General features: G+C 69.4%; 25 protein-coding genes. 11 read left to right on the plus strand and 14 right to left on the minus strand.

The window, feature by feature from the left end; all coding sequences use genetic code 11:
- The first annotated feature begins 130 nt into the window (after positions 1 to 130).
- The gene (locus ABT313_RS04215; RefSeq protein ID WP_350848479.1) at positions 131 to 763 is read left to right on the plus strand and encodes a TetR/AcrR family transcriptional regulator; all 633 of its coding nucleotides are present in this window, start codon (positions 131 to 133) and stop codon (positions 761 to 763) included.
- Here ABT313_RS04215 and pruA read toward each other — a convergent pair.
- Both pruA and ABT313_RS04225 read right to left on the minus strand, forming a co-directional pair.
- Entirely contained in the window at positions 760 to 2,388 is a 1,629-nt protein-coding gene (gene pruA / locus ABT313_RS04220; protein ID WP_350848481.1) for an L-glutamate gamma-semialdehyde dehydrogenase, read from the minus strand. The two genes, ABT313_RS04215 and pruA, sit on opposite strands and share 4 nt — an antisense overlap.
- Before the next feature lie 135 nt (positions 2,389 to 2,523).
- A complete protein-coding gene (locus ABT313_RS04225) occupies positions 2,524 to 3,162 on the minus strand; it encodes a TetR/AcrR family transcriptional regulator (RefSeq protein WP_350848483.1) in 639 nt (212 codons plus the stop codon).
- On the opposite strand from ABT313_RS04225, the gene ABT313_RS04230 reads away from it, so the two are divergent.
- The gene (locus tag ABT313_RS04230; RefSeq protein ID WP_350848485.1) at positions 3,046 to 3,351 is read left to right on the plus strand and encodes a nuclear transport factor 2 family protein; all 306 of its coding nucleotides are present in this window, start codon (positions 3,046 to 3,048) and stop codon (positions 3,349 to 3,351) included. The two genes, ABT313_RS04225 and ABT313_RS04230, sit on opposite strands and share 117 nt — an antisense overlap.
- Positions 3,352 to 3,357: 6 nt before the next feature.
- Here ABT313_RS04230 and ABT313_RS04235 read toward each other — a convergent pair whose 3' ends face one another.
- The 4 genes from ABT313_RS04235 to ABT313_RS04250 are packed head-to-tail and all read right to left on the minus strand — an operon-like array spanning position 3,358 to position 6,794.
- Entirely contained in the window at positions 3,358 to 3,822 is a 465-nt protein-coding gene (locus tag ABT313_RS04235; RefSeq protein WP_350848487.1) for a VOC family protein, read from the minus strand.
- Between the two features lie 27 nt (positions 3,823 to 3,849).
- A complete protein-coding gene (gene ku, locus ABT313_RS04240; protein WP_350848489.1) occupies positions 3,850 to 4,779 on the minus strand; it encodes a non-homologous end joining protein Ku in 930 nt (309 codons plus the stop codon).
- A 15-nt stretch (positions 4,780 to 4,794) separates the two neighbouring features.
- Positions 4,795 to 5,331: a DUF6912 family protein gene (locus tag ABT313_RS04245; protein ID WP_350848491.1), complete on the minus strand. Its 537-nt coding sequence runs from the start codon at positions 5,329 to 5,331 to the stop codon at positions 4,795 to 4,797.
- Positions 5,328 to 6,794: a WS/DGAT/MGAT family O-acyltransferase gene (locus tag ABT313_RS04250; protein ID WP_350848493.1), complete on the minus strand. Its 1,467-nt coding sequence runs from the start codon at positions 6,792 to 6,794 to the stop codon at positions 5,328 to 5,330. Before ABT313_RS04250 ends, ABT313_RS04245 begins: the two co-directional genes overlap by 4 nt.
- Before the next feature lie 167 nt (positions 6,795 to 6,961).
- Here ABT313_RS04250 and ABT313_RS04255 point away from each other — a divergent pair, with 167 nt between their 5' ends.
- From ABT313_RS04255 to ABT313_RS04265, 3 genes are read left to right on the plus strand one after another with little or no spacing between them, the layout of a single operon-like run.
- Complete coding sequence (locus tag ABT313_RS04255) at positions 6,962 to 7,444, plus strand: cupredoxin domain-containing protein (protein WP_350848495.1); 483 nt, start codon at positions 6,962 to 6,964, stop codon at positions 7,442 to 7,444.
- On the plus strand, positions 7,444 to 8,760 hold the full coding sequence (locus ABT313_RS04260) for a hypothetical protein (protein ID WP_350848497.1): 1,317 nt from the start codon (positions 7,444 to 7,446) through the stop codon (positions 8,758 to 8,760). Before ABT313_RS04255 ends, ABT313_RS04260 begins: the two co-directional genes overlap by 1 nt.
- Positions 8,757 to 9,500 (plus strand): nucleotidyltransferase domain-containing protein, encoded by a 744-nt coding sequence (locus ABT313_RS04265; RefSeq protein ID WP_350848499.1) that lies wholly within the window; start codon positions 8,757 to 8,759, stop codon positions 9,498 to 9,500. The genes ABT313_RS04260 and ABT313_RS04265 overlap by 4 nt, the downstream gene beginning before the upstream one ends.
- Here the strand turns inward: ABT313_RS04265 and ABT313_RS04270 are convergent.
- The 5 genes from ABT313_RS04270 to ABT313_RS04290 form a co-directional block, all read right to left on the minus strand.
- Positions 9,463 to 10,695, minus strand: a complete 1,233-nt coding sequence (locus ABT313_RS04270; RefSeq protein WP_350848501.1) for a glycosyltransferase 87 family protein — start codon at positions 10,693 to 10,695, stop codon at positions 9,463 to 9,465. The genes ABT313_RS04265 and ABT313_RS04270 overlap by 38 nt on opposite strands.
- The gene (locus ABT313_RS04275; protein ID WP_350848502.1) at positions 10,692 to 11,363 is read right to left on the minus strand and encodes an HAD family hydrolase; all 672 of its coding nucleotides are present in this window, start codon (positions 11,361 to 11,363) and stop codon (positions 10,692 to 10,694) included. Before ABT313_RS04275 ends, ABT313_RS04270 begins: the two co-directional genes overlap by 4 nt.
- Positions 11,364 to 11,428: 65 nt before the next feature.
- Complete coding sequence (locus tag ABT313_RS04280) at positions 11,429 to 12,223, minus strand: DUF4097 family beta strand repeat-containing protein (RefSeq protein ID WP_350848504.1); 795 nt, start codon at positions 12,221 to 12,223, stop codon at positions 11,429 to 11,431.
- A 113-nt stretch (positions 12,224 to 12,336) separates the two neighbouring features.
- Entirely contained in the window at positions 12,337 to 13,608 is a 1,272-nt protein-coding gene (locus ABT313_RS04285) for a CpaE/TadZ family protein (RefSeq protein WP_350848506.1), read from the minus strand.
- Positions 13,608 to 14,267: a CpaB family protein gene (locus ABT313_RS04290; protein WP_350848508.1), complete on the minus strand. Its 660-nt coding sequence runs from the start codon at positions 14,265 to 14,267 to the stop codon at positions 13,608 to 13,610. Before ABT313_RS04290 ends, ABT313_RS04285 begins: the two co-directional genes overlap by 1 nt.
- 168 nt (positions 14,268 to 14,435) lie before the next feature.
- Between ABT313_RS04290 and ABT313_RS04295 the strand changes: the two genes are divergently transcribed.
- Complete coding sequence (locus ABT313_RS04295) at positions 14,436 to 14,684, plus strand: helix-turn-helix domain-containing protein (protein WP_350848510.1); 249 nt, start codon at positions 14,436 to 14,438, stop codon at positions 14,682 to 14,684.
- Between the two features lie 56 nt (positions 14,685 to 14,740).
- On the opposite strand, the gene ABT313_RS04300 is transcribed toward ABT313_RS04295, so the two are convergent.
- On the minus strand, positions 14,741 to 15,286 hold the full coding sequence (locus tag ABT313_RS04300) for a hypothetical protein (protein WP_350848512.1): 546 nt from the start codon (positions 15,284 to 15,286) through the stop codon (positions 14,741 to 14,743).
- 178 nt (positions 15,287 to 15,464) lie between these two features.
- On the opposite strand from ABT313_RS04300, the gene ABT313_RS04305 reads away from it, so the two are divergent.
- The 5 genes from ABT313_RS04305 to ABT313_RS04325 all read left to right on the plus strand — a co-directional run bounded on the left by ABT313_RS04305 (position 15,465) and on the right by ABT313_RS04325 (position 20,333).
- On the plus strand, positions 15,465 to 16,622 hold the full coding sequence (locus ABT313_RS04305) for a LysM peptidoglycan-binding domain-containing protein (protein WP_350848514.1): 1,158 nt from the start codon (positions 15,465 to 15,467) through the stop codon (positions 16,620 to 16,622).
- Between the two features lies 1 nt (position 16,623).
- Positions 16,624 to 17,406: an Rv3235 family protein gene (locus ABT313_RS04310; RefSeq protein WP_350848516.1), complete on the plus strand. Its 783-nt coding sequence runs from the start codon at positions 16,624 to 16,626 to the stop codon at positions 17,404 to 17,406.
- A 137-nt stretch (positions 17,407 to 17,543) separates the two neighbouring features.
- On the plus strand, positions 17,544 to 18,500 hold the full coding sequence (locus tag ABT313_RS04315) for a VanW family protein (protein ID WP_350848518.1): 957 nt from the start codon (positions 17,544 to 17,546) through the stop codon (positions 18,498 to 18,500).
- 58 nt (positions 18,501 to 18,558) lie between these two features.
- Complete coding sequence (locus ABT313_RS04320) at positions 18,559 to 19,266, plus strand: helix-turn-helix domain-containing protein (RefSeq protein WP_350848520.1); 708 nt, start codon at positions 18,559 to 18,561, stop codon at positions 19,264 to 19,266.
- Between the two features lie 29 nt (positions 19,267 to 19,295).
- Positions 19,296 to 20,333 (plus strand): aminoglycoside phosphotransferase family protein, encoded by a 1,038-nt coding sequence (locus tag ABT313_RS04325; RefSeq protein ID WP_350848522.1) that lies wholly within the window; start codon positions 19,296 to 19,298, stop codon positions 20,331 to 20,333.
- On the opposite strand, the gene ABT313_RS04330 is transcribed toward ABT313_RS04325, so the two are convergent.
- Complete coding sequence (locus ABT313_RS04330) at positions 20,314 to 22,236, minus strand: hypothetical protein (protein WP_350848524.1); 1,923 nt, start codon at positions 22,234 to 22,236, stop codon at positions 20,314 to 20,316. The genes ABT313_RS04325 and ABT313_RS04330 overlap by 20 nt on opposite strands.
- Entirely contained in the window at positions 22,233 to 23,291 is a 1,059-nt protein-coding gene (locus ABT313_RS04335; protein ID WP_350848526.1) for a glycoside hydrolase family 130 protein, read from the minus strand. Before ABT313_RS04335 ends, ABT313_RS04330 begins: the two co-directional genes overlap by 4 nt.
- Positions 23,292 to 23,296: the final 5 nt, after the last annotated feature.

Raw genomic sequence — 23,296 nt, forward strand, 5'->3', positions numbered from 1 at the left:
CGTGATGGTTTCAGTCGGTGACCAGTGAACCACGGTTAGTTGAGCATGCCCGCCGGTTACAAACAAGAGGTCGGGTTGGAAATATGTTCCCCTCGGTTACGACGCGCGTACCCGGGGTAGTGTCCAGCGCATGAGCAGGACCATACGGGGACTCGACGCCGAGCAGCGCCGGGCCGAACGACGCGAGCAGCTGCTGGATGCGGCGCTCAAGCTGTTCGCCGCCGAGGGCTATCTCGGGACGTCGATCGAGCAGATCTGCAGTACCGCGTTCATCGGGACGAAGAGCTTCTACGAGCTCTTCGCCAGCCGGGAGGAGTGCTATCTCGCGTTGCTCCAGCGGACGTCCGAGCGCCTGGAGGAGCGGATGGCCGGCGCCGCAGCGCAGGCGACCGGCAACGAGCGGCAGGAAGCGCCGCGGCTGCTGGCCACCTTCGTGCACGCACTGGTCGACGACCCGCGGATCACCAAGGTCACCTTCGGGATGGCGTCGGGCATCTCGGCCGCGGTCGAGCGCCAGCGGCGTACCAACCGCCGCTGGGCCGCGGGCTTCCTGGTGCAACTCTGGGACCGGTACGACGGACCGCAGCCGGAGGAGCAGCGCGCCGTCCGGCACAGTGTCGCGATCGGGCTGGTCGGCGGCATGTTCGACCTGATCTCGGACTGGCTGCTGGAGGCGAACCTGTCCGACCAGGGCCAGATCGAAGCCCTGGTCGACGACCTCACAACCTTCTACATCACCGTCCGCCGAGGCCTGGTCCGTTAACCCTGGTGCGGGTAGCGGTAGTCGGTCGGCGGGGCGAAGGTTTCCTTCATTGAGCGCGGGGAGGCCCAGCGGATCAGGTTCCACATCGAGCCGGCCTTGTCGTTCGTGCCGGACGCGCGCGCCCCGCCGAACGGCTGCTGCCCGACGACCGCGCCGGTCGGCTTGTCGTTGACGTAGAAGTTGCCCGCCGCGAACCGCAGGAACTCCGAGGCCTCCGCAATCGCGTGCCGGTCCTGCGCGATGACCGCCCCGGTCAGCCCGTACGGCGCCGAGTGCTCCATGCCGCGCATCACGGCGTCGAAGTCGGCGTCGTCGTACACGTGGACGCCGAGGATCGGGCCGAAGTACTCGGTCGTGAAGATCTCGTCGGTCGGGTCGTCGGAGACCAGCAGCGTCGGGCGGACGAAGTACCCCTCGCTGTCGTCGTAGGTGCCACCGGCAACGACCTCGATCGAGTCGGTCGCCGCGGCCCGGTCCAGCGCGGCCTTGTGCTTGGCGAACGCGCGGTCGTCGATGACCGCACCGATGAAGTTCGACAGGTCGCTGACGTCGCCCATCGTCAGCGAGTCGGTCTCCGCCGCGAGGTCGTCCTTGATCAGGTTCCACACCGAGCGCGGGACGTACGAGCGCGACGCCGCCGAGCACTTCTGGCCCTGGTACTCGAACGCGCCGCGAACCATCGCGGTCTTCAGCACCGCCGGGTCCGCCGACGGGTGCGCCAGGATGAAGTCCTTGCCGCCGGTCTCGCCGACCAGCCGCGGATAGGTCTTGTACGCCGAGATGTTCGTGCCGACCGTGCCCCACAGCGACTGGAAGGTCCTGGTCGAGCCGGTGAAGTGGATACCGGCCAGGTCCGGGTGGGTGAGCGCGGCCTTGCTGACCTCGATGCCGTCACCGGTGACGAGGTTGATCACGCCGGCCGGCAGCCCCGCGGCCTCGAGCAGCCGCATCGTCCAGTGCGCGGCGAACTGCTGCGTCGGCGACGGCTTCCAGACCACGGTGTTGCCCATCAGCGCCGGCGCCGTCGGGAGGTTGCCGGCGATCGCGGTGAAGTTGAACGGCGTGATCGCGTAGACGAAGCCCTCGAGCGGCCGGTAGTCGACCCGGTTCCACACGCCCGGCGACGAGATCGGCTGGTCGCTGACGATCTGCCGCGCGAACGCGACGTTGAACCGGAGGAAGTCGATCAGCTCGCAGGCGGCGTCGATCTCGGCCTGCTGGATCGTCTTCGACTGGCCGAGCATGGTGGCCGCGTTCAGCGTGTCGCGCCACGGGCCGGCCAGCAGGTCGGCGGCCTTCAGGAAGATCGCGGCGCGGTCGTCGAACGACAGCGAGCGCCACGACGGGGCTGCCGCGAGCGCCGCGACGACCGCCTCACGACCGTCCGCCTCGGTCGCATTGCCGAGCGTGCCGAGCACGTGCGCGTGCTTGTGCGGCTGTACTACGTCGACGCGCGCGCCGCCGCCGAGCTTCTGCTCGCCGCCGATCGTGCAGGTCAGGTCGATCGCGCCGGCCGCGGTGAACTCCTTGAGCTTCGCCTCCACACTCGCGCGCTCGGCCGAGCCGGGCGCATACCCCTTGACGGGCTCGTTGGCGGGCGTCGGGACGGCGGTGACGGCATCCATTGTGCGAAGCTCCTCTGCTGGCTGGGGGCCGGTGTAGGTGGGCGGCCTGCCCATCGGTGACACAAGCATGGTGCCATGACTGACCACCGGAAACGAACCTGACCATAAACCTGACCACGAGACCGACTGGTCCGCTCAGGAAGCACTCGCTCCGTGCTTGACCATGTGTAGCATACGTTTCACTCGAGCCGGCTCCGCCGTCGCCATCCCCGCGCTCAGGACCAGCAGGTCGAGCGGATCCACCTGCGGCCTCAACCGACCGTCCTGCTGCGCGCGCCCGACCAGCCGGGCGGCCGTCGCCACCATCGACTCGTGCCAGGCGTCGTGCAGTTCCGAGCGCCACGCGGACGGCTCCAGACTGCGAGCGAGATCACCCTTCTCGGCCACATGCCGGACGAAGCGTTCCAGCCAGTCGAACAGGTCCACGCCGTCGTCGACCGCGCACAGCTCGGCCACCTCCTCGGCGTACACCGCGACGATCAGGTCGTCGCGGGTCGGGAAGTGCCGGTAGAGCGTGGCGTTGCCGATCCGCGCCCGCCGCGCGATCTCGTCCAGCGGCGCCTGGGTGCCGAGTTCCCCGAAGACGGCCCGGGCAGTCGCGACGAGCTGATCTTCCTGCACGGCCATCTGGTCGACGCAGGCGAGCCGCCGGACCGCTTGTTCACCCCGGACGTCCAGTACGACGTCTCGGCGCTCGGCGGCGGCGTGCTGGTTGGTCCAGCGGCGGCGTGGGAGGCCGGACTGGCCCTCGGCGACGGCAATCCGGTCGGACACCACGTGACGAACGTCGTGCTGACCGAGGTCGGGCCGGACGAGGTCGCGAGCCTGTCCAAGGGGATCGGCGTGATGGCGGACGGCAGCTGCGGCAGCGTCACCTACGCGGACACCGTCGTACGAACAGCGGCAGGCTGGCGCATCAGCCGCCGCACAATCCTTCCCCGCCGTCGGCCACTGGGGCGCTGACAGGGCTCAGCGCCGCCAGGGCATGTGTTGGAGGGTCCAGGTGTTGCCGTCGGGGTCCTTGAACCAGGCGTAGAAGACGCCGCCTAGGTCCTCGGTCTCGCTGACCTCGACGCCCCGGCCGATCAGCTCGGCGCGGGACGCCTCGATGTCCTTCACCACCAGGTGCAGACCGCGCAACGTGCCAGGTGGCATGTCGAGCTGCGGCAGCCCGGTGGCGAGCGTGATCGAGCAGAACGATCCGGGCGGGGTGAGCTGCACGATCCGGACGCCGTCGGCCGGCGAGACGTCCACGTCCACGTGGAACCCGGCCTGCTCGGCGTAGAACCGCTTGGCCCGGTCGACATCGGTCACCGGCACCGGCACGAGCTCCAGCAGATACGCGCCGGGCTTGACCTCGGCCGCGGTCGGGTCGTCCGGGACCTCGGACGCGTCCGCCGGAACCTCGGTCGTCGTCGGGGGGAGGTCACTCATGCGGCCTCCCCCGCCGGCAGATGCGTGTCATGCGGACTTCTTCGTGGCCTTCTTGGCCGTCTTCTTGGCCGGAGCCTTCTTCGCCGCAGCTGCCTTCTTGGCCGGGGCCTTCTTGGCGGCGGCCTTCTTCGCCGGCGCTTTCTTGGCCGGCTCGGACTCACCGGCGCCACCGCCCGCACGCCGGGCCTTCGCCGCCTCGACCGACGCACGCAGCGCAGCTACCAGGTCCACGACCTCGGCGCCCTCGGTCTCCTCGTCCTCGGACTCGGGCAGCGGCACGCCTTCGGCCTTCGCCTGGACGACCTTCTCCAGCGCCTCGCGGTAGTCGTCGTGGTACTGGTCCGGGTCGAACTCACCCCGCAGCGTGTCGATGTACGACGACGCCATCGCCTTCTCCTGGGTCCGGATCTCGACGTCCTCGGGCGGCGCCGCGAACGACTTGTCGCGGATCTCGTCCGGCCACAGCATCACCTGCAGCACGAGGACGTCGTCGACCGTCCGCAGCAGCCCGAGGCTCTCCCGCGACCGCAGCGCGACCTTGACCAGCGCGTACAGCTCGGAGCCCTCGAGCGCGTCCCGGAGCAGCACGTACGGCTTGGCGCCCGGCCCGCCGTCAGCGGCGAGGTAGTACGACTTGCCCAGGTACAGCGGGTCGACCTGGTCCGCGGGCACGAACTCGAGGACGTCGATGACCTTCTTGCTGGACAGCGGCAGGTCGGCGAAGTCGTCGGAGTCGAGCACGATCATCCGGCCGTCGGGCATCTCGTAGCCCTTGCCGATATCGGAGTACGGCACCTCTTCGCCGTCGATCGAGCAGACCCGCTTGTACTTGATCCGCCCCCCGTCGGCGACATGCACCTGGCGGAACGAGATGTCCTTCTCCTCGGTCGCGGAGAACACCTTGATCGGGATCGTCACCATCCCGAACGAGATGGCCCCCTTCCAGATCGCCTGCATCGCCATCAGCTCCCGTCAGTTCGATCCGTTCGACCCGTTCCGGCCCCGCGGCCCCTCCGCCGCGAGCAGGTCGGGAATCTCTTGCGTCGCGTACCACAGCAGGTCTTCACCCTCGCACGAATCCAGGGCGAACACCGCGTCGTCGTCACCGTTCTGTGCGGCCTCCCAGAGGTCGGCCGCCTTCCTGACCACCGGGATCGCGTCGATCGCGTCCATGTGGACCGCGGCCACCCCGCGCCACGGGATCACCACATGCAGCTCGAGCCGGGCGTCACCGAGCTCCACCGATCCGTCCGCCGGCGGCACGGCGCTCACCTCGGCCGCGATCACCACCCGGCGGCGGGCGATGCCGGAATCCGCGGCCAGCAGTCCCACCGAGGCGCGCGCCGCCTGCGCCATCGCGGCGTACTCCAGCTCCTCGTCGTCGCCCTCGGCGTACCACTCGCGCAGGGCCGGCGTCACGGCGTACGCCGTCAGCGGGGCCGGCCCGATCTCCCCCGCGTTGCAGGCCACGCTCAGCAACCGGAGCGTGGATGGGATGTACACCCTCATGAACCCGCCTTCTTGTTTGATCCGCGGGGTTTCTTCCGTCCCCGGGAGGCCCGGTTCCGGCTGCCCTTGGTGGTGTCCAGCAATTCGTCGAGCGCATCGGTCACACATTGGGCGAAAACAGCCAGGTCCGGCATCGCGGTGCGATCCGCGTTCAGACCGTAGTACACCTTCCCGTCGTACGACGTGACTCCGACGGACAGGCCCTGGCCCGGCATCAGCGGGACCACCGGGTACGACGCGAGCATCGGGGCGCCCTGCGCGTACAGCGGGAACTGCGGGCCCGGGACGTTGGTGATCACGACGTCGTCGATCGGGCGGACCGTGGTGGTCGCGACGCGGGCGGCCAGCGCGTGCAGCGTGGTCGGGGCGAACCCGGCGATGCCGACCAGCGAGCGGGCGCTGACGGCCCGACCGGTGTCCTTGTGCACCTTGGTCTGGTACGAGATCTGGTGGAGTCGCATGACCGGGGAGTTCTCCCCGACCGGGAGGTTCACGGTCGAGGCGATCACCCGGGAGCCGAGCGAGGTCGGCTCGTCGTCCTCGTCGTCACGGATGCTGACCGGGATCACCGCTCGCACGCTCCGGGTCGGCCCGACGCCCTCACCGCGGGTCATCATCCAGGCCCGGAACGCGCCGGCGACCACGGCGAGGATCACGTCGTTGACCGTGCCGCCGTGCGCGGCGCGGACGGTCCGGTAGTCCTCGAGGTCGGTCTGCACGGTGGTGAACCGGCGCTGGCCGGACGTCTTCACATGCAGTGAGCTCTCCTGCGCATGCCGCTGCGCGACCAGCGAGCCGACCACGTCGCCGAGCACCTCACGGACCGAGGTGGAGCCGGTCAGGCTGGCCATCTCGGCGCGAGCCAGCTCCAGGACCGCGGTCGGGTGCTTGGCCGCGTCGGAGAAGACACCGGCGAGCAGCTCGAGGGCCGAGGGCGGATGGTCCGGCTGCCAGGTGTCGGTCGGCGTCTCGCGCGGATGCGCGGTCGCGTCCAAAACGACCTGGCCGATGTCGACCGTGCTGTTGCCGTCGACAAGCGCCTGGTGAGACTTCGCGATGATCGCGAACCGGTCGCCCTGGAGACCCTCGACCAGATACATCTCCCACAGCGGGCGGGCGCGGTCGAGCCGGCGGGACATGATCCGGGCGACCAGCTCGAGCAGCTGCGCGTGGGTGCCGGGCCGGGGCAGGGCCGAGCGCCGGACGTGGAAGGTGATGTCGAACTCTTCGTCGTCCACCCAGACCGGGCCCGCGAACCGGCCGGGCACCTGCTGCACACGCTGCCGGTACCGCGGCACGAAGGCGATCCGGTCCCGGATCAGGGCGACCAGGCTCTCGTAGTCGAACCCCTCGTCGCCGTGCACCGGCGGCTCGAAGATATCGACCGTCCCGACGTGCATCGGGGTCGCCGGTGACTCTGCCTTCAGGAAGGTGAGATCGAGCGACGTCAGCCGGTCAGGCATCGGGGTCACCTTCCTCTCGCTACGGGTTGTTTCACCCTAGCGGCCGCGTCCGACAGTGGGCTGCGACACTGGCCGTACGGGAACACTGCGGTATCTGTGTTCGTCAGGCAAGAGGGTGTGTCCCGCGCCCTGAGAAGTTCACCACCCCTCGAAAGGCTTCTGGTCCGATGCGTTCGACGCTCACCCGCGGTGCCGCCACCGCTCTCCTGCCCACCCTCGGCATGCTGGTCCTGGCCGGCTGTGGTGGAGGCGACTCCGACAGCGGCTCGAGCACCCCGTCGGCACCGGCCAGTACGGCGACCTCGAGCCTGCCGACCAATACCCCGACCCCGGGGTCACCGAACACCAGCTCCCCGTCGAACACGGCGGACCCGTCCGGCGAGCAGGCCGACGTGACCATCGACGTCACCGTTGCCAACGGCAAGGTCAACCCGAGCGGCGCGACCATCAAGGTGAAGGCCGGCCAGACCGTGCTGGTCAAGGTGATCAGCGACGCCGACGACGAGCTGCACATCCACGGGTACGACAAGGAGCTCGAGCTGACCCCGGGCAAGCCCGCCTCGGTCACCTTCACCGCGAACATGAAGGGCACCTTCGAGGTCGAGACCCACAAGAGCGGCAAGCTGGTCGCCAAGCTCGTCGTCTCCTGATGATCCCGCTGCATGGAATCGGGGGCCGGCAGGATCTGCCGGTTCCGTTCGGGCTGGCGGTGGGCGGCGCCGCGATCGCGGTGACGCTCTCGTTCGTCGTGCTCGGGCTGGCGTGGCGGAGTCCGAAGTACCGCGGCAACGCCTCCGGGAAGCCGTTGCCTGCCGCAATCACCCGGACGGTGGACGCGGGCTGGTTCCGCTGGATCGTCCGCGCGGTCGGACTGGCGACCTTCCTGTACGCGATGGTGTCGCTGATGTTCGGCGTCGACCGGCTCACGAACCCGATCTTCGGGTTCATCTACATCCTGGTCTGGGTCGGGCTGGTACCGATCTCGATCGCGCTCGGCCCGGTCTGGCGCACGCTGAACCCGCTCCGCACGCTCCACCTCCTGCTCTCGAAGGCCCTCCGCCAGCCCGCGTCGAAGGGTCTGCTCGAGCTCCCCGCCTGGGTAGGCCTATGGCCGGCCGCGCTCGGCATCTTCGCGTTCACCTGGCTCGAACTGGTCGCACCGGACCGGGCGACGATCCCGGTGCTGCAGGCCTGGATCGCGCTGTACGTCGTGATCACGATGTTCGGGGCGATCCTGTTCGGCGACCGCTGGTTCTCGCAGGGCGACCCGTTCGAGGCCTACGCCACGCTGATGTCGCGGTTGTCCCCGTGGGGCCGCCGCAACGACGGCGCCCTCGTCGTCCGGCGTCCGCTGGAAAACCTCGACGGGATGAAGCCGCAACCGGGCCTCGTCGGTTTGGTCGCGGCCCTGCTCGGCTCCACGGCGTACGACGGGTTCTCGAACTCGTCGGCCTGGATCGGCTGGGCGCAGAACCAGGACATCTCGATGACCTGGCTCGGGACGGCCGCACTGATCGTGTTCATCCTGTTCGTCCTCGGCACCTACTCCGGCGCCACCGTGCTCGCGGGCCGGCTGTCGGACAGTTCGCGGACGTCGCTGCCGGGCCTGTTCGCGCACTCCGTCGTACCGATCGCGTTCGGGTACGTCGTCGCGCACTACCTGACCCTGTTCATCCTCGAAGGGCAGCGGACGCTGATCTACCTCAGCGACCCGCTCAGCAACGGCGCGAACATCTTCGGCACGGGTCTGCTCGCGGTGAACACCGGCATCACCAACCACAGCACGGCGATCGCGGTCATCCAGGTCCTCGCGGTGGTCTGCGGCCACCTGCTCGGCGTCGTCTCGGCGCACGACCGCGCGGTCGCGCTGTTCCCGCGCACCAAGGCCTTGGCCGGCCAGATCCCGCTGCTCGTCGTCATGGTCGGCTACACCTGCGGCGGTCTGCTTCTACTGTTCTCTTCGTGATCTACACGCCTTTGGAACGCTCAGCCCTCCGTGGCGCGCTCGTCGCGGAGGCCCGGGCAGACGCCCGCATCACGGGCGCCGCCCTGACCGGATCCGCAGCGGTCGGCGCCGAGGACGAGTGGTCGGACATCGATCTGGCCTTCGGCCTCGCGGCCGACGCCGATCAGGCTGCTGTGCTTGCCGACTGGACGGCTGCGATGTACGCCGAGCACGGTGCCATCCACCACACAGACATGTGGTCGGGCCCGACCGTCTACCGAGTGTTCCTGCTCGACTCCACCCTCCAGGTGGACATCGCCTTCGCCCCGCTCGAAGCATTCGGCGCCCTGGGTCCCACCTTTCAACTGCTCTTCGGCTCAGCGGTCGAGCAGCCGGCCCGCAGTACGCCGGACCCGGTCGACCTGATCGGCATGGGCTGGCTGTACGCGTTGCACGCGCGCTCGAGTATCGCGCGCGGCAAGACGTGGCAGGCGGAGTACATGATCAGCGGCGTACGGGATCACGTACTGATGCTGATGTGCCTGCGCCACGGCGTACCGCACTCGCAGGGTCGCGGTCTGCATTTGTTGCCTGCAGCTACTACTGCTGCAGTCGAGCCGACGCTGGTGCGATCGCTGGACGCCGGCGAGTTGCGGCGGGCGTTCGGCGCGAGTGTCGACGTACTGCTGGCCGAGATCGCCGAGGTCGATCCCGCGCTGGCGGTCAGGCTGACTCGGACGTTGCGGGAGTTGACGGCTTAGGCAAGCTGCGGCTGGTGACGGCGAGCAGGATGAACGCGATCATGCCGACGATCAGGTGCGAGTTGCCCGGGATCGACTGCCAGAAGGTCCAGTTGAGCTCGCGGTCGTCGCGGTACGGGACCCACCAGATCGACCGCAGCACGAACAGGCCGTAGAACAGGACGCCGGTGACCACCGCGGGGTTGAGGCCCCAGACGCGGTTGATACCGCGGATCAGGCTGACGCCGAGCGGGATGATCCAGACCCAGTGGTGGCTCCACGAGATCGGCGACGCGTACAGGACCGCCAGCGCCATCACCGAGATCGCTGTGACGCGCTCGTCGGCCAGCCAGTATCGCCGGGCCAGCCACAGCACGAGCAGGCCGAACACGACCGATAGCACGAACCAGGCCGGCTGGACCCAGCCCGCGTCGTTGCCGATGCGGTGCAGGAAGCCGTTGAACGACTGGTTGCCGGTGTACGCGATGCCGCCGACGCGGTTCGCGTCGAGGATCACGTCGGTCCAGTAGCGCCAGGACTGGTGCGGCACGATCGCGAACCCGACCGCCATCGTTGCCAGCAGCCCCAGTACGGCGTTGCGCAGCGCCCGCCACTGCTTCGTCACCACGAGCAGCGCGAGGAACGGCAACGGGGTCAGCTTCACGCCGATCGTCACGCCGACCCAGAAACCCCGCAGCCGGGTGTCGTTCGGCCGGACCAGGTCCAGCAGGATCATTGCCGTCAGCAACAGGTTGATCTGGCCGAACTGGATCGTCTGCCAGACCGGCTCGAGCAGCAGCGACAGGACCGTCAGCGCGATCAGCGCCGCGGTCCGCTTGCGCTGGGTGACGAACGCCCAGAACGTCTTCGGCAGGCTGGTCCGCCACAGCGCGGTGATGCACAGCACCGAGATCGTCGTCCAGGTCACGAGCGCGACCGCCCACGGTACGGCGGCCAGCGGGACCATCGCGATCGCGGCGAACGGCGGGTACGTGAAGGGGAGCCCGGAGCCGCCGGGCAGCTGCGCGTCGTACAGCGAGTCGCCGTGCAGCAGCACGGAGCCGCCCATCCGGTAGACGCGCAGGTCGATCATGCCGCCGAACAGGTTGGCGGCCCAGGCACCGAGCGCGACGAGTACGGCGCAGCCGACGATCGCGAGGACGACGCGACGGGTGGCGGGACGGGCCGGGGAGGAGGGAGGGGTGGTCACGGTCACGTCAGGTCGGCTCCGAACAGGGTTTCCAGCGCTCGCCGGGTCTCGTCGTACTCGGTGTGCAGAATCGCGGTCATGCCGACCGCGCGGGCGCCGTCGACGTTGAGTTGCAGGTCGTCGATGAAGACGCACTCCGCCGGCTCCAGGTTCAGCCGGCGGGCGGCGAGCAGGAAGATCTCCGGCTCGGGTTTGCGCAGTCCGACCTCGCCGGAGATGACGATGTCGTCGAACATCCCGTCCCAGGTGTCGCGGGGGTAGGTGTTGCCCCACGAGTTCGACAGCAGGGCGGTCTTGATCCCGCGCTCGTTGGCGCGGCGGACCAGGCCGGACATCGCGGGCTGGTGCTCGAAGTGCGCGAACATCCGCTCGATCAGGCCCTCCGCGGGCACCGGCGTACCGTCGCGGCGGACGAGCATCGAGGCGAGCTTCCGCTCGAAGTCGGGTACGGCGATCTGGCCGCGCTCGAGCGCGTGCACCGGGTTCAGCTCGGCCTCGGCGGCCGCCTCCTCGGGCGAGGGCGAAGGCAGCCATTTCAGCACTGCTTCGAGGTAGGAGTCGAAGTCGAAATCGTCCAGCTCGGCCCAGCGTCGCAGCGCCGCGTCGAGGCCCGAGGTGAGCACTCCGCCCCAGTCCACCAAGAGACCACGGGGTATCGCTCGCACCTCGACCATGCCCGCAAGCCTACTCAGACCGCGGCCGTCATCACGCTTCCGGCCCCGGCCCTCACTCCCCGTGGTCAGTGGTTGTACTCGATGGTGACGTCGCCCGAGGAGGTCTTGGCCTGGATGGTGCGGGTGGCGTTCGGGTCGATCTTCACGTTGGCCGACTCGTCGCCGGAGGAGGACTTGGTGTCGACCTTGTACGCCTCGTCGCCGGACGGGATCCGGATCGAGACGTCACCCGAGCTCGACTTCGCGTCGACCGACTGCGGGGCGACCGAGAAGTCCAGTTCGGAGCTCCCGGAGCTGCTGCGCGCCGTCACCGACGTCGCGGTCAGGCCGTCCGCCTGCACGTCGCCGGAGCTCGACTCGAGCTGCAACGGTCCGCCGACGTCGTGCACCTCGATGTCGCCGGAGCTCGTCTTCACGTCGGCGCCGCCGGAGAACCCGGAGAGCGTGATGTCTCCGCTGCTGCTCTCGATCGTGAGCTTCAGGTCCCGCGGCACGGTCAGCACGTAGCTGGTCTTGCACCCGAACGACAGGAACCCGCAGCCGCCGCTGTTCAGCTCGAGCTTGCCCTCGTCCTGGTGGTACTTCTCCTTCGGATCCGAGCCGAACACGTTCCGCTCGAACTGCCGATCGATCTTCACCTCGGTCCCGTCGCCGGGCCGTACTTCGACCTCGGCGGCGCCGCCCTTGACCAGCAGCGAGTCGCCGTGGACCGGGTAGCTCTCCTGGCTGCTCTTGGTGCCCTCGGTCAGCCCGGTCAGCGCCCAGTACGCGCCACCGAGGATGAGGGCGACCGAGATGGCGATCCCGTACCGGCGGTTGGTACTCATCGAGCTCGGCGGCCGGCCCTGGACATCGGACATGACACTCCCCTGCGGGTCGAAGTACTGCCAACCCTGGCACATCGTCGCCGGGTTGTCGGCGGGGTTATCCCCGGGTTCGCCACCGATCCGACCCTGACTGCCGGGCGCCGGACCTATGCGGGCACCAGCTCCTTGACGACGGTCGTAGCCAGTTGCTGGAACGACTTGCGGAGCTTGCTGGACTTGGCTGCTTCGGCGAGGCTGCGGCCGTGGGACATGGCGGCGTCGACCGCGCTCAAGTCGTACGGCAGGAAGGCGGCGGGCTCGATCCCGGCGTACTGCCCGAGGGCCTCCGCGGCGGCGTCGCCGGGTGAGGCACCGAGCGCTCCGGAGCGTAGCCGATTGACGACCACGCGGACTGTCGTCGACGGGACGACGGCACGGACCTCGTGGACCGCCCGGATCAAGCGGGTCAGGCCGACCGGATCCGCCGTACCGACGATCATCACCTCGTCGGCCTGCTCCAGCGTCGCGACCGTCGCGCCGTTGCGCCGCGGGGCCAGCGAGTCGAACGAGATCTCCTCGTCCGTCTCGATGCAGAAGCCGACATCCACGACCGTGACCGGGGCAAGTTCGCGTGCCGTCGACCAGATCGCCTCGATCGCCGCCGGCCGCAGTTCGGTCCATCGGTCGGCCCGGCTGAGCCCGGTCAGCACCAGCATGTGCGGGGCGACCTGGCGCGCGCACTTCGCGAGCGTGATCATGTCGAGCGAACCGTTCGACGCCGAGCGCGCCGCGGCGGCCAGGCCGGAGGTTTCGTCGAGCATCCCCAGCATCTGCGCGACGGTGCCGCCGTACACATCCGCGTCGGCGAGCAGCGTGGGCACCCGCTTCGCGGCCAGCTCGGACGCAAGGTTGACCGCGACCGTCGTCCGGCCAGGCGCGCCGGTCGGACCCCAGACGGCGATCAGGCGGCCGGCGCCTTGGGAGTACGGCGGGGGTTCGTAGTTGGCGGCCGTCTCCGGGGTGATCGGCACGAATCCGCCGGCGAAATGGGCAGTGGAGATCTCCGGGCCGGACTCGACGGCCTCGGTGACTGCGCGGCCGAGGTCGGTCGGGCTGACGTCGGCGGGCAGGATCCGCTCGATCCCCATCCGGCTGAGCCGGTCCTCGGGGCCGAAGGGCGCGCCGGTCTCCGTCGGGTCGACCAGGGCGAGCACGGCGATTCCGCGTGCGTGCAGTGCGGCGACTGCGTCGGAGGAGAGCCGGGCCAGGGCGTCGGCCAGCAGGACCGCGCGGGCCTGACCACTCGCTGCGGCGGCCATCACGTCGGCGATGTCGACACAGCGCCGTACGACGTGGATGCCGGGGGCGCGCTCGGTCCGCTGGACGACGTCGGCCTCCCAGGGCGCGCCGGTGACGGCGAGCAGGACCGGGATCGACATCAGTTGGCCTTCCGGACCAGGGTCGGCTCGCCGGCGCCGAGCGCGGTCAGCGCGGCCGGGATGCGGGGCAGGTCGGCCGAGGTGAGCCCGATCAGCACCTGTCGCCTGGCTGTGCTGCCCGCCACGCCTTTGACCGAGTCGATCTCCAGCACGCGGACGCTGCTCCACAACGGTCTCGCGGGCCGGCCCTCCTCCTTCGGCACCACCCAGACGTCGACGATGTCGCCGACCGCGGTGTCGGACGGCAGGCGGCCGGTCGCGACCGACAGCGGGAGCTCGGTGCGGTCCTGGTCGGACTTGGCGACCGCCGCGTCCTTCGGCAGGAACTCGCCCTGGTCGATCGCCCGGCCGACGACCAGGCCCTTCACGTCGGCGTCGGCCGCGAGATACCGCTCGGAGTCGTTGGTGCTGGTGAAACGGACCCGGACCGTGGTCAGGTCGTCGTCGGTCAGCGGGACCCCGACCTTGAGGTCGTGCTTGGCGGCCCAGATCGTCGTGGTGTCGTCGGCCGACGACAACAACTTGGCGCCGGCCAGCGCGGTGACGGCGACGAGCAGCACACCGAGGACCAGGCGACCGTCCTTCCACCGGGCCTTGCGGTTGCGCTGGGCCGGGGCGGACGGCGCCCCGAATCCACTTCGCACGGCTGTCTCGACCACGTCGTCTCCCCAGTCAATCGATCGTTCTCGGGCGACATTCTGCCTGGTTCGCGATCGCGGCGTGAACGGTCATCCACAGGCAGTCACAGGCTGGGGACAAACCCGATCGTCCAGCCGCGAACCGTGGCAAACTGAAACAACCAGCCACTACGTGAAGGAGTCCGACGGATGCCGGGTCCCCGCTTCCTCCAGCTCGCCGACGTCGCCGAGGTGCTCAACATCTCCGCCAACCAGGTCTACGCGCTGGTCCGCCGCGGCGACATCCCGGCCGTCAAGATCGGCGGCCGCGGCCAGTGGCGCGTCGAAGCCACCGAGCTGGAGAAGTACATCGAGCGCCTCTACACCGAAACCAAGACCTTCATAGACGCCCACCCCTTCGGCGAGGAAGCCGAGGCTTCGGAGGACGCCCAGCTCTAGTTCGGTTGTCGCACCGGCGGGCTGGCGCTGGTGCGACCCCGTGCAGTGCACCGCGTTCAGCGGCGGCGGAGGGCTCGGAGGGATTGGGTGGGGACCAGGCGGACGTTGTAGACCTCCGAGCGGCGGCGGGGGGCGTCGAGCGGGTGTTCGGCGAGCTCCAGGAAGTCGGCGCCGACGCGGTCGATGGTGCCGGTGACGGGACCGCCGCTGCTGCAGAACAGGGTGACCGGTGAGCGGTCACGGGCGATCCCGCGGAGCAGGTGAGCGAGCCCGAGCTTGCCCTCGACGGCGCCGGCCGGCTCGGCCCACGGCCCCAGCCGGTGTACGGCGACGAGCGCGGCAACCGGGATCAGCCACTCCTCGTACCGCTCGGTCTCGAGCAGCAAGCAGTCCTTCCCGACCCGGCTGAGCAGGCCGCGAACCGGCTCGGCGTCGTTCAGCTCGACGCGTACGACGGTGTTCACCGCGCCGCGGAGCCGGTCGAGGACGGTGATCTTCCCGACCTCAGCGCGGATCCGGTCGGCCACTTCGCCGTACAGATCTGAGTCCTGGAGCGCCTCGAACTGCGCCTCCAGGTCCGCGAACAACGCATCCCACCGCATGACCGCGAACCTACCGGTCCCAGGTGCCGTCACGCCGGTCCGCCGTCACTCTCCGCACGGGATACCGACGCTGCGTGCGTTAAGGACTTGCAAAGCTGGCCTATTACCGGTCTATAGTGATCAAGCCAAAGCAAACTAACGCAAACTCATAGGTCGGGAGCGAAGCGGGATGAACGCGATGATCCGGGCACTGAAAGGCACCCTCGCGGTGCTGGCGCTGGCCGGTGTCGGCCTGCTGCTGCGGTGGGTGACCGCCGGGTCGATCAGCAGCGCCCGGACGTACGACCTGGACTCGCTGACCGTGCTCGCGGTCGGCACGGTTGCCTGGATCGCGTACGTCTGGCTCGTGCTGGCGGTCGTCACGACCGTCCTCGAGCAGATCCCCGGCGTGGTCGGCGAGCTCGCCGGCGCGGTCGCCGGACGCATCACGACGAAGACAGCCCGAGCCCTACTCCGCTCCGGCCTCGGCGTCGCCGCCGTCACCCCCCTCACCGTCACCGCAGCCCAAGCCACCCCCACCCACGTCCTCCAGTGGAACCAGACCGCCCCCGCCTCCACCGTCCACCTCACCGACTCCGACTGGCGCACCACCGAACCCCGCTCCACCCTCCAACTAGGCCCCACCACCCCCGCATCAACCGCTAACACCTGGCGGACGACGGAGCCCGCCTCGGACCTGCACATCGGCGGCCCCGACGCGCACACGACACACGTAGGCCAGCGGCCCACCAAGTCCCAGCAAAGCTCCACCGACTCCCAGCAGGACTTCACCAGCTCACAGCCGGAGTCCACCGATGCCTGGCGAGCCACTGAGCCCGTCTCACGTCTGCAGATTGGTGGCGGTGACGCGCAGACCGCGCACGCAGGCCAGCTGCATGCCGCTGAGTCTCGGCAGGGGTCTGCCAGCTCTCAGCGGGAGTCTGGGGATGGGCGGCGGGGCTCCAGCGACGTATGGCGGGCTGCCGAGCCTGCTTCTGGGTTGCGGATTGGTGGGGAGCAGGGAGCCGAGGGCTCCGGGCGGCCGGCGGGTGGTGGGTGGGTGCGGGTCGGTGTGCCGGATCGGCCTGTTGATGGGGCGGCTACTCGGTACACGGAGGTGCGGGCGGGTGGGGCGGTGCGGGTCGTCGTACAGGAAGGGGACTCGCTGTGGGCTCTTGCTGCTCGGGAGCTGGGGCCTGGTGCCTCGAACGAAGCGATCGCCGCGCGGTGGCCGGAGTGGTACGCCGCGAACCGGCAGGTGATCGGGGACGACCCCGACCTGATTCTTCCCGGGCTGGTACTCCGCGTCCCGCCCAAGTCAACCGGCCACCTCCCGCCCACTCATCAGGAGCCGTGACATGAGCCAGTCCCAGAACCTCGCCACCACGCACGCGACCTCAGCACCGGAACCGATGGAGGTTCTCATGGCCGTCACCAACCCGACCGAATCCACGGCCACCCCGGATGTGCTCGCATCTGTCACCCGGCCGCGGCTGCGGTCGGTGCGGGATCAGCACACCGTCCCGGCGACCGCCCGGTACGCCGCTGAGCTGACCGATGGCGCGCTGGCCCTGCGCTTGGAGGCGATCACCCGCCTCGGTGTCGGGTCTGCGCCACGGCGGTTGTCGAGCATCGCGGCCTTCACCACCCGCCAGCCACAGGCCCGCAAGCTCACCGTGGTACCGGCCACCGACAAGCAGGCGGCTGGGCAACCTGACGGGGCCCAGCCGCCACTCCCAACAAGCAACCCCCAACCCAGCCAGGTTGCCGCGCCTGGTGAGTCAGGTCGGCAGGGTGGGGTGGGGGTGCCGGGGGCTCGGGTTTGGGGTGGGCGGTTGGCTCAGGCTGTGGCGGAGGTGCTGGCCGGGGATCGGCCTATTTCGCAACTGGTGCGGTACACGGACGACGAAGTGTTCATGGAGCTGAATCGGCGCGTTCGGTTGCTCGGGTTGAACACGACTGCGATGACCCGGGGTGCGAAGGAGAAGAGTGCGGTGCAGTCGGTGCGGGTGTTCATGCCCGAGCCGTCGATCGCCGAGGTGGCCGCGCATGTACGGCGTGGGGACCGCTCGCGGGCGATCGCGCTGCGGATGGAGATCCGTCGCAACCGCTGGGTGTGCACGGCCCTCGAGATCGGCTGAGAACCGAACTCTTGGCACCCGTTCGGCGTCATAACGAGCGCAATCGGATCGAGCGGTTGCTGTCATCTGAATGGGCTCGCGGCGGCGTACGGTAACCGAGGTCGGCCGCGGGGCCGGCCAACTCGTTCGGGGGAATGATGTCCGAGACCACGATCACCACACCACTGCATGCAGCGGAGTCGACTGGGGTGACACCGGGTACGCCGTGGCAGGTCGCGGTACACGAGCTGAGTGACGCGGAGCAGGCCCGGGTGCTGCCCGCGGTGCACCATCGCCGGTGGAGCGAGCGGATGCCGCTGCTGTACCCGCTGGCAGTGCGGTACCACCGTGCGCTCAAGCGGCTCGAGTGGATGAGGTCCAGCACGCCGTACGCCGGAACGCGGGCGGCGGCCGATCTGCCGGTCAGGATCAAGCGGCACAAGTCGCTGCTGCTGCGTCAGCTCGGTGAGACCGAGATGTGGATGCAGCACAATAAGGTGACCAACCTGAAGCTTGCCTGCGCGCAGGTCGACGGGCTGCTGATCCGCCCGGGCGAGACGTTCTCCTTCAACAAGCTGGTCGGCAACGCGACCCGGCGCAAGGGTTATGTGAAAGGCATGCGGCTGTCGAACGGGCAGGCGCGGCCGGGGATCGGCGGTGGCATCTGCCAGCTCGCGAACCTCTTGCACTGGATGGTGCTGCACTCACCGCTGACCGTGACGCAGCGTTCGACGCACAGCTTCGACCCGTTTCCGGACAACGGCCGGGTGCTCCCGTGGGGCGTGGGCTGCAGCATCGTCTACAACTATGTGGACCTGCAGTTCCGCAACGACACCGACCAGACCTTCCAGTTGCACGTCGGGGTCGGCGACCGGTACCTCGAGGGCGAGATCCTCGCGGATGTCCCGGCCGAGTCGTCGTACCGCGTCTTCGCGAAAGAGGAGCGCTTCCTCCGCGTCGGCCCCGACTACTTCCGCCGGAACGAGATCTGGCGAACCGTGATCGACCGCCGCACCGGCACCGCCCGCCGCGACGAACTGATCCGCGAGAACGTTGCCCTGGTCAAATACCTTCCGGTCGACGTCCCGGTCCTCGACGTCGTGTTCCCGCACTGAACAGCACTGAACAAGAACTGAACGAGAAACTGTCGGTGGGCCGTAGCAGACTGGCGGTATGACAGTCGCCGTCGAGCCGTACCGGGAGCGGGCTGCGCTCGTGCCGGGGGCTGAGTTGTGGACGCGGACGGCTGAGGGTGGGGAGTATCGGATCCTGCCGGATGGCTGTATGGATGTGCTGTTGATCGACGGGGATCTGGTGGTGGCGGGGCCGGACAGTCATGCGTGGACGGGGAGTGCGCCGCGGGGGACGCGGTACGCCGGGGTTCGGTTTGCGCCGGGGACCGCACCGGGGTTTCTGGGGGTGCCGGCTCGGGAGTTGCTCAACGAGCGGGTTCCGCTGGCTGATCTGTGGTCGCCGACCCGGAGCCGGCAACTGCTCGACCGGATCCGATCCGCGCCCGACCCGGCCGTCGCGCTGGACGTCGAGGTCGCCAAGCTGGTCGACGAGCCGCCGGACCGGCTGATCGGTTATGTACTGCGCAACGTCCGCGGCGGGCTGCTCCGCGGCACGGCCGGCGTCTCCCGGCTGGCCACCACGATCGGACTCAGCGAGCGGCAGCTGCATCGACGCTGCCTGGACGCGTTCGGCTACGGGCCGAAGATGCTCGACCGGGTCCTGTGGATGAACGTCGCTCTCGACCACGCCCGCACCGGCCTGGCCCTCGCCGACGTCGCCACGCTCACCGGGTACGCCGACCAGGCGCACTTCACCCGCGACGTCAAAGCCCTGACCGGTCTACCACCTAAGACGCTGCTGGGCTGACCCGTCCCAGCGTGTCAGCATTACTCTTCATGACCGGTCACCCGGAAGTCGGTACGGCGACTCTGCGCCACAACCCGCTCAACGCGGTGACGGCGACCGTGGAGCGCATCACGTACGCCGACGGCCGCACCGCCGTACGCAAGCAGCTCCAGAGTCCGGCCGACTCCACAGGTCCGTGGGCCGCGTCCACAGACCCGCGCCATTGGAACTACTGGCGCCGCGAGCTCGAGGTGTACCAGGACGATGAGCTCCGCCAACGGCTCGCGGACGCCGGGCTGGTCCTGCCCGAGGCGCAGGTCGAAGAGTGGCCGGACGGCGCCGTGCTGCTGATGGAAGACATCGGCGGTACGTCGGGCACCCAGTTCAGCCTCGCCGAGCACGCGGCACTCACGAGAGCCTTCGGGCGCTGGCAAGCCCAGCAGCCCGTGGCCGAGCGACCGTGGACGTCGACAGGATTCCTGCGCGACTACTCGACGACCCGCGACGTGCCCTGGCAACTGCTGACCGACGACGCCGCCTGGCAACAGCCGCTCATCCGCGAGACGTGGCCCGGTCAGCTCCGAGAGGCCTGGACCAGACTGATGGTTCAGCGCGAGGCGCTGCTCGATCTCGTCGCGAGCCTCCCTCGCGCGACCTGCCACCTGGACTTCTGGGTCTCCAACGTGATCCAGCGCCCGACCGGCGAGCTCGCGCTGTTCGACTGGGCGTTCACCGGTGACGGCGCGCTCGGCGAGGACATCGGCAACTACATCCCGGACGCGGTCTTCGACATGTTCTGGCCGGTCGAGCGGCTGCCCGAGCTCGCCGAGACCTGTATCGCCAACTACCTCGACGGTCTGCACGAGGCCGGCTGGCGCGGGGATCCCGATCAGGTGCGGCTGGCGGTGATGGCGTCCGGGGTCAAGTACGCGTGGCTGCTGCCGGGTCTGCTCGGCCGCGCGTCCGACCCCGCCCACAACGCCTATCACCGCCAGGTCGACAGTCGGCGGCTGTTCCACCAGCGCGGCCAGGCGCTGATGTACGTCGCCGACTGGTGTGCCGAGGCGCTCAGCCGAGCACGACGGTAAAGCCACCGGGTACGACGAGCGCCCGCGAAGCGTTGCCCCGAGCAACCAACTTCCCGGCCGCATCGTAGGTCCAGGACTGCTTCCCCGGCACACTCATCACGCGAGCATGCGTATCCACACTCGCCAGCAACACGGCGTCCCCGATCCGCAGGCTACTGACGGTCGGCAGCAGGAGCAGAGCATCCAACTGCGCCGCGCCTTGCGCCCTGGCCGTGAGGGTAGTGGCACCGGCCGGGAGAGGGTTGGCCAGTGTCAGTGGAAGCAGCGCGCCTGGTGCGGCGGAGATGCCTTGCGACCCGCAGACGTGCGTGAGGGTGCCGAGCGCCCGAGGCCCGGCGGTCCAGGTCGTGCGAGCCGGAGTCGGGGCGTCGCTCAGGTTGACGACCGGAAGCACCAGGCGCTGCTGCGATGACGGCGGCACGGTCCAGGTCGCCGTACCGTCGAGGGAGAGGTAGGAGCCGTTGCTCCATTGGGATTCACCAGTCCAGGCCGACGGCGGCGTGACGACCTGACCGCCGGTGGCGGTTTCGGCCTCGATGATCTGCAAGCCGTCGTACGACGGGGTTCCTGTGAGGCGGGCAACCTCCGGGTTGGCGTCGAGGGCGAGCATCGACAGTTGGCCGTGGATGCTCGACTCGGCGCCGGAGTTGCGGTTGATCGTGCCGTCGCCGGAGATGCCGTCGTACGTGCGGCCGGTGCTCGCGTCGTACATCGGCTGGCCGGCACGGTTGGCGCCGAAGTACCAGGCCGCCACGAACGCGGCGACCTGCTTCAGGCCGGGAAGGCCGACGGAGAGCAAGCCCTGCAGGCGGGCGTCGACGCCGTACGCGATCTGGGTGCGGTCGATCGGCGTCGGCAGCCACCCGTTGTCCGGGCCGCCCGCCGTCATCAGAAGCGGCGTGAACCCGGCGGTGTCGCCGATCGCGGCACCGGCCAGCTTGGGTGTGCCCAGAGCGTGAGCCGCGGCGGCGAGGCCGGAGGGCATCTGGGCGCCCCACGCGTGCCAGTCGGAGATCGACTCGCCCCACGGCATCAGCGCACGGAACGGCCACTCGCGCGTCGAACCGGCCGCCATCGCAGCGATGCCCTCGGCGAAGCGCCCGAGCGCCCGCCGCGCCGCAGCAGAGCCGCCGGCTTCCACATAGGCCGACAGCCCGAGAACGGCCTCGCTCGTCGCGTCCGCGCCGTTGACGATCAGCCAGGCGGGCAGCCGGCGGCCGTCGACCACGTTGTACTGGCCGTAGCGCACGAGGACCTGACGCTCCAGCGCCGCGATCGCGCGCTCCAGACGATCGCGGAGGAAGGTCGCGAAAGCCCGGTCGGTACGACGGAAAACGGCGTACCCCTCCCCCAAGGCCCAGACCGTGCGCGCCAGCCAGTAGGACGGGCCGGAGTCGGACGGGTCGGGGAGTTCGACGGGGTCGGCGCTCGGGTTGAGCGTGCCGTCGGGCTGCATCCACAGGACAACGTTGCCGTTGGGTGACTGGAGGAACGTCAGGCTGCGGAGGAGCCCACGGGCGGCCTCCAGCGAAGCTGCAGAGCGGAACTGCTTCCAGTGCCGCAGGTAGACGACTGCGGCCCGGGCGATGTCGTCAGCGTTGAACGCGCCTTGACCATAGGTGTTCGTCGCGGCGTCGTAGGTCCCGCCACCGATCCGCTTGTAGGAGCCGTCGGCCTGGCGGTCGGCGTATGTCCACAGCACGCCGACCGGACCGCTGCCGAAGGTGGTGTGACCGGGAGCGGCCGGCGGCGTCACCGACGTACGGAGGAAGTCGAGGTGCGCGAGGTTGGAGAGCCTGCCCGAGGCCGAGGCTGAGGCTGAGGCTGAGGCGGGAAGGGTGACGGTCGATGCGGCGGCTACTGCAAGGGCTCCGCCGATGACGGTGCGGCGGGTCGGGTTCATGGCAGGCGGTCCAATCTGGCCACGCCGATGGCGGCGTCGGCCATGCCGTAGAAGACGTACTGGGTGCCGTTGACCTGCTCGATCGCAGTCGGGAAGACGACGTTGCCGACCGTGCCGATCTTCTCCTCGTCGGTCTCGGGGACCATCAGGGGTTCGGTGGTACGAGCGATGACGCGGGTGACATCCTCGGCATCGAGGATCAGCGCGCCGGCCGCGTAGCAGACCTTCTGGGTGGTCGGGTCGAAGCCTTCCGGCTGCTCGCCGGTGACGCCGTGGTGGATCACGAGCCAACCCTCGGGGATGCGCAGCGGTGCCGGCCCGGCGCCGATCTTCAGCTCCTCGAACGGGTACTCCGACATCGCGACCAGCCGGTGGTTGCGCAGATGAACCAGGTTCCGCAGGTCGGCTTCGACGGCAGCCACCGGGACGAACGAGACCCAGATGCCCGGCCGGTCATCGGTCACACCGGCCGGCAGGTGCACGCCTTCGCCTTCGCGGAACCAGCCGAGGTCCCACATCGGCCGGTGCAGCATCGCGTACGACGGCTCGCCGTCCGGGCCCGGCACAGGCTCCGGGAAGAACACCGTGTCCTTGTTGGGGAACAGGTTGAGGTCGGTATCGAGGTCCGGCTGGTACTCGAAATGCAGCGGACCGAGCCGGCGCCATTCCCGCAGATCCGAGGAGACCGCGAGCGCCGGCTTCGGGCCGAGCGGGCCGTAGGCGACGTACGTCATCACATGGAGGCCGAGGGACGGGACGAAGGTGACGCGCGGGTCCTCGACACCGGCGTTGTTCTTGCCGCGCTCCCAGCCCTCGTCCGGCGCAAGCACGACGCCCTCACGCTCGACACCCACGGGTACGCCGTCCTCGAGCTCGACGCGAGCCAGGCCGACGCGGGAGATGTTGCCGGTAGCAACCAGCCGCGGCAGCAGGTAGAGCGCGCCGTCCGGGGTGTGCCCGGTCGCCGGGTTCAGCACGCCTTCGGCCTCGAGCTCGTTGCCCGGCTCGGCGGTCATCAGTACGCCGACGCGAGTCAGCGTGTAGGGAACAGTCACGGGTA

The sequence above is a fragment of the Kribbella sp. NPDC000426 genome, assembly GCF_040300265.1.
Lineage (GTDB): Bacteria > Actinomycetota > Actinomycetes > Propionibacteriales > Kribbellaceae > Kribbella.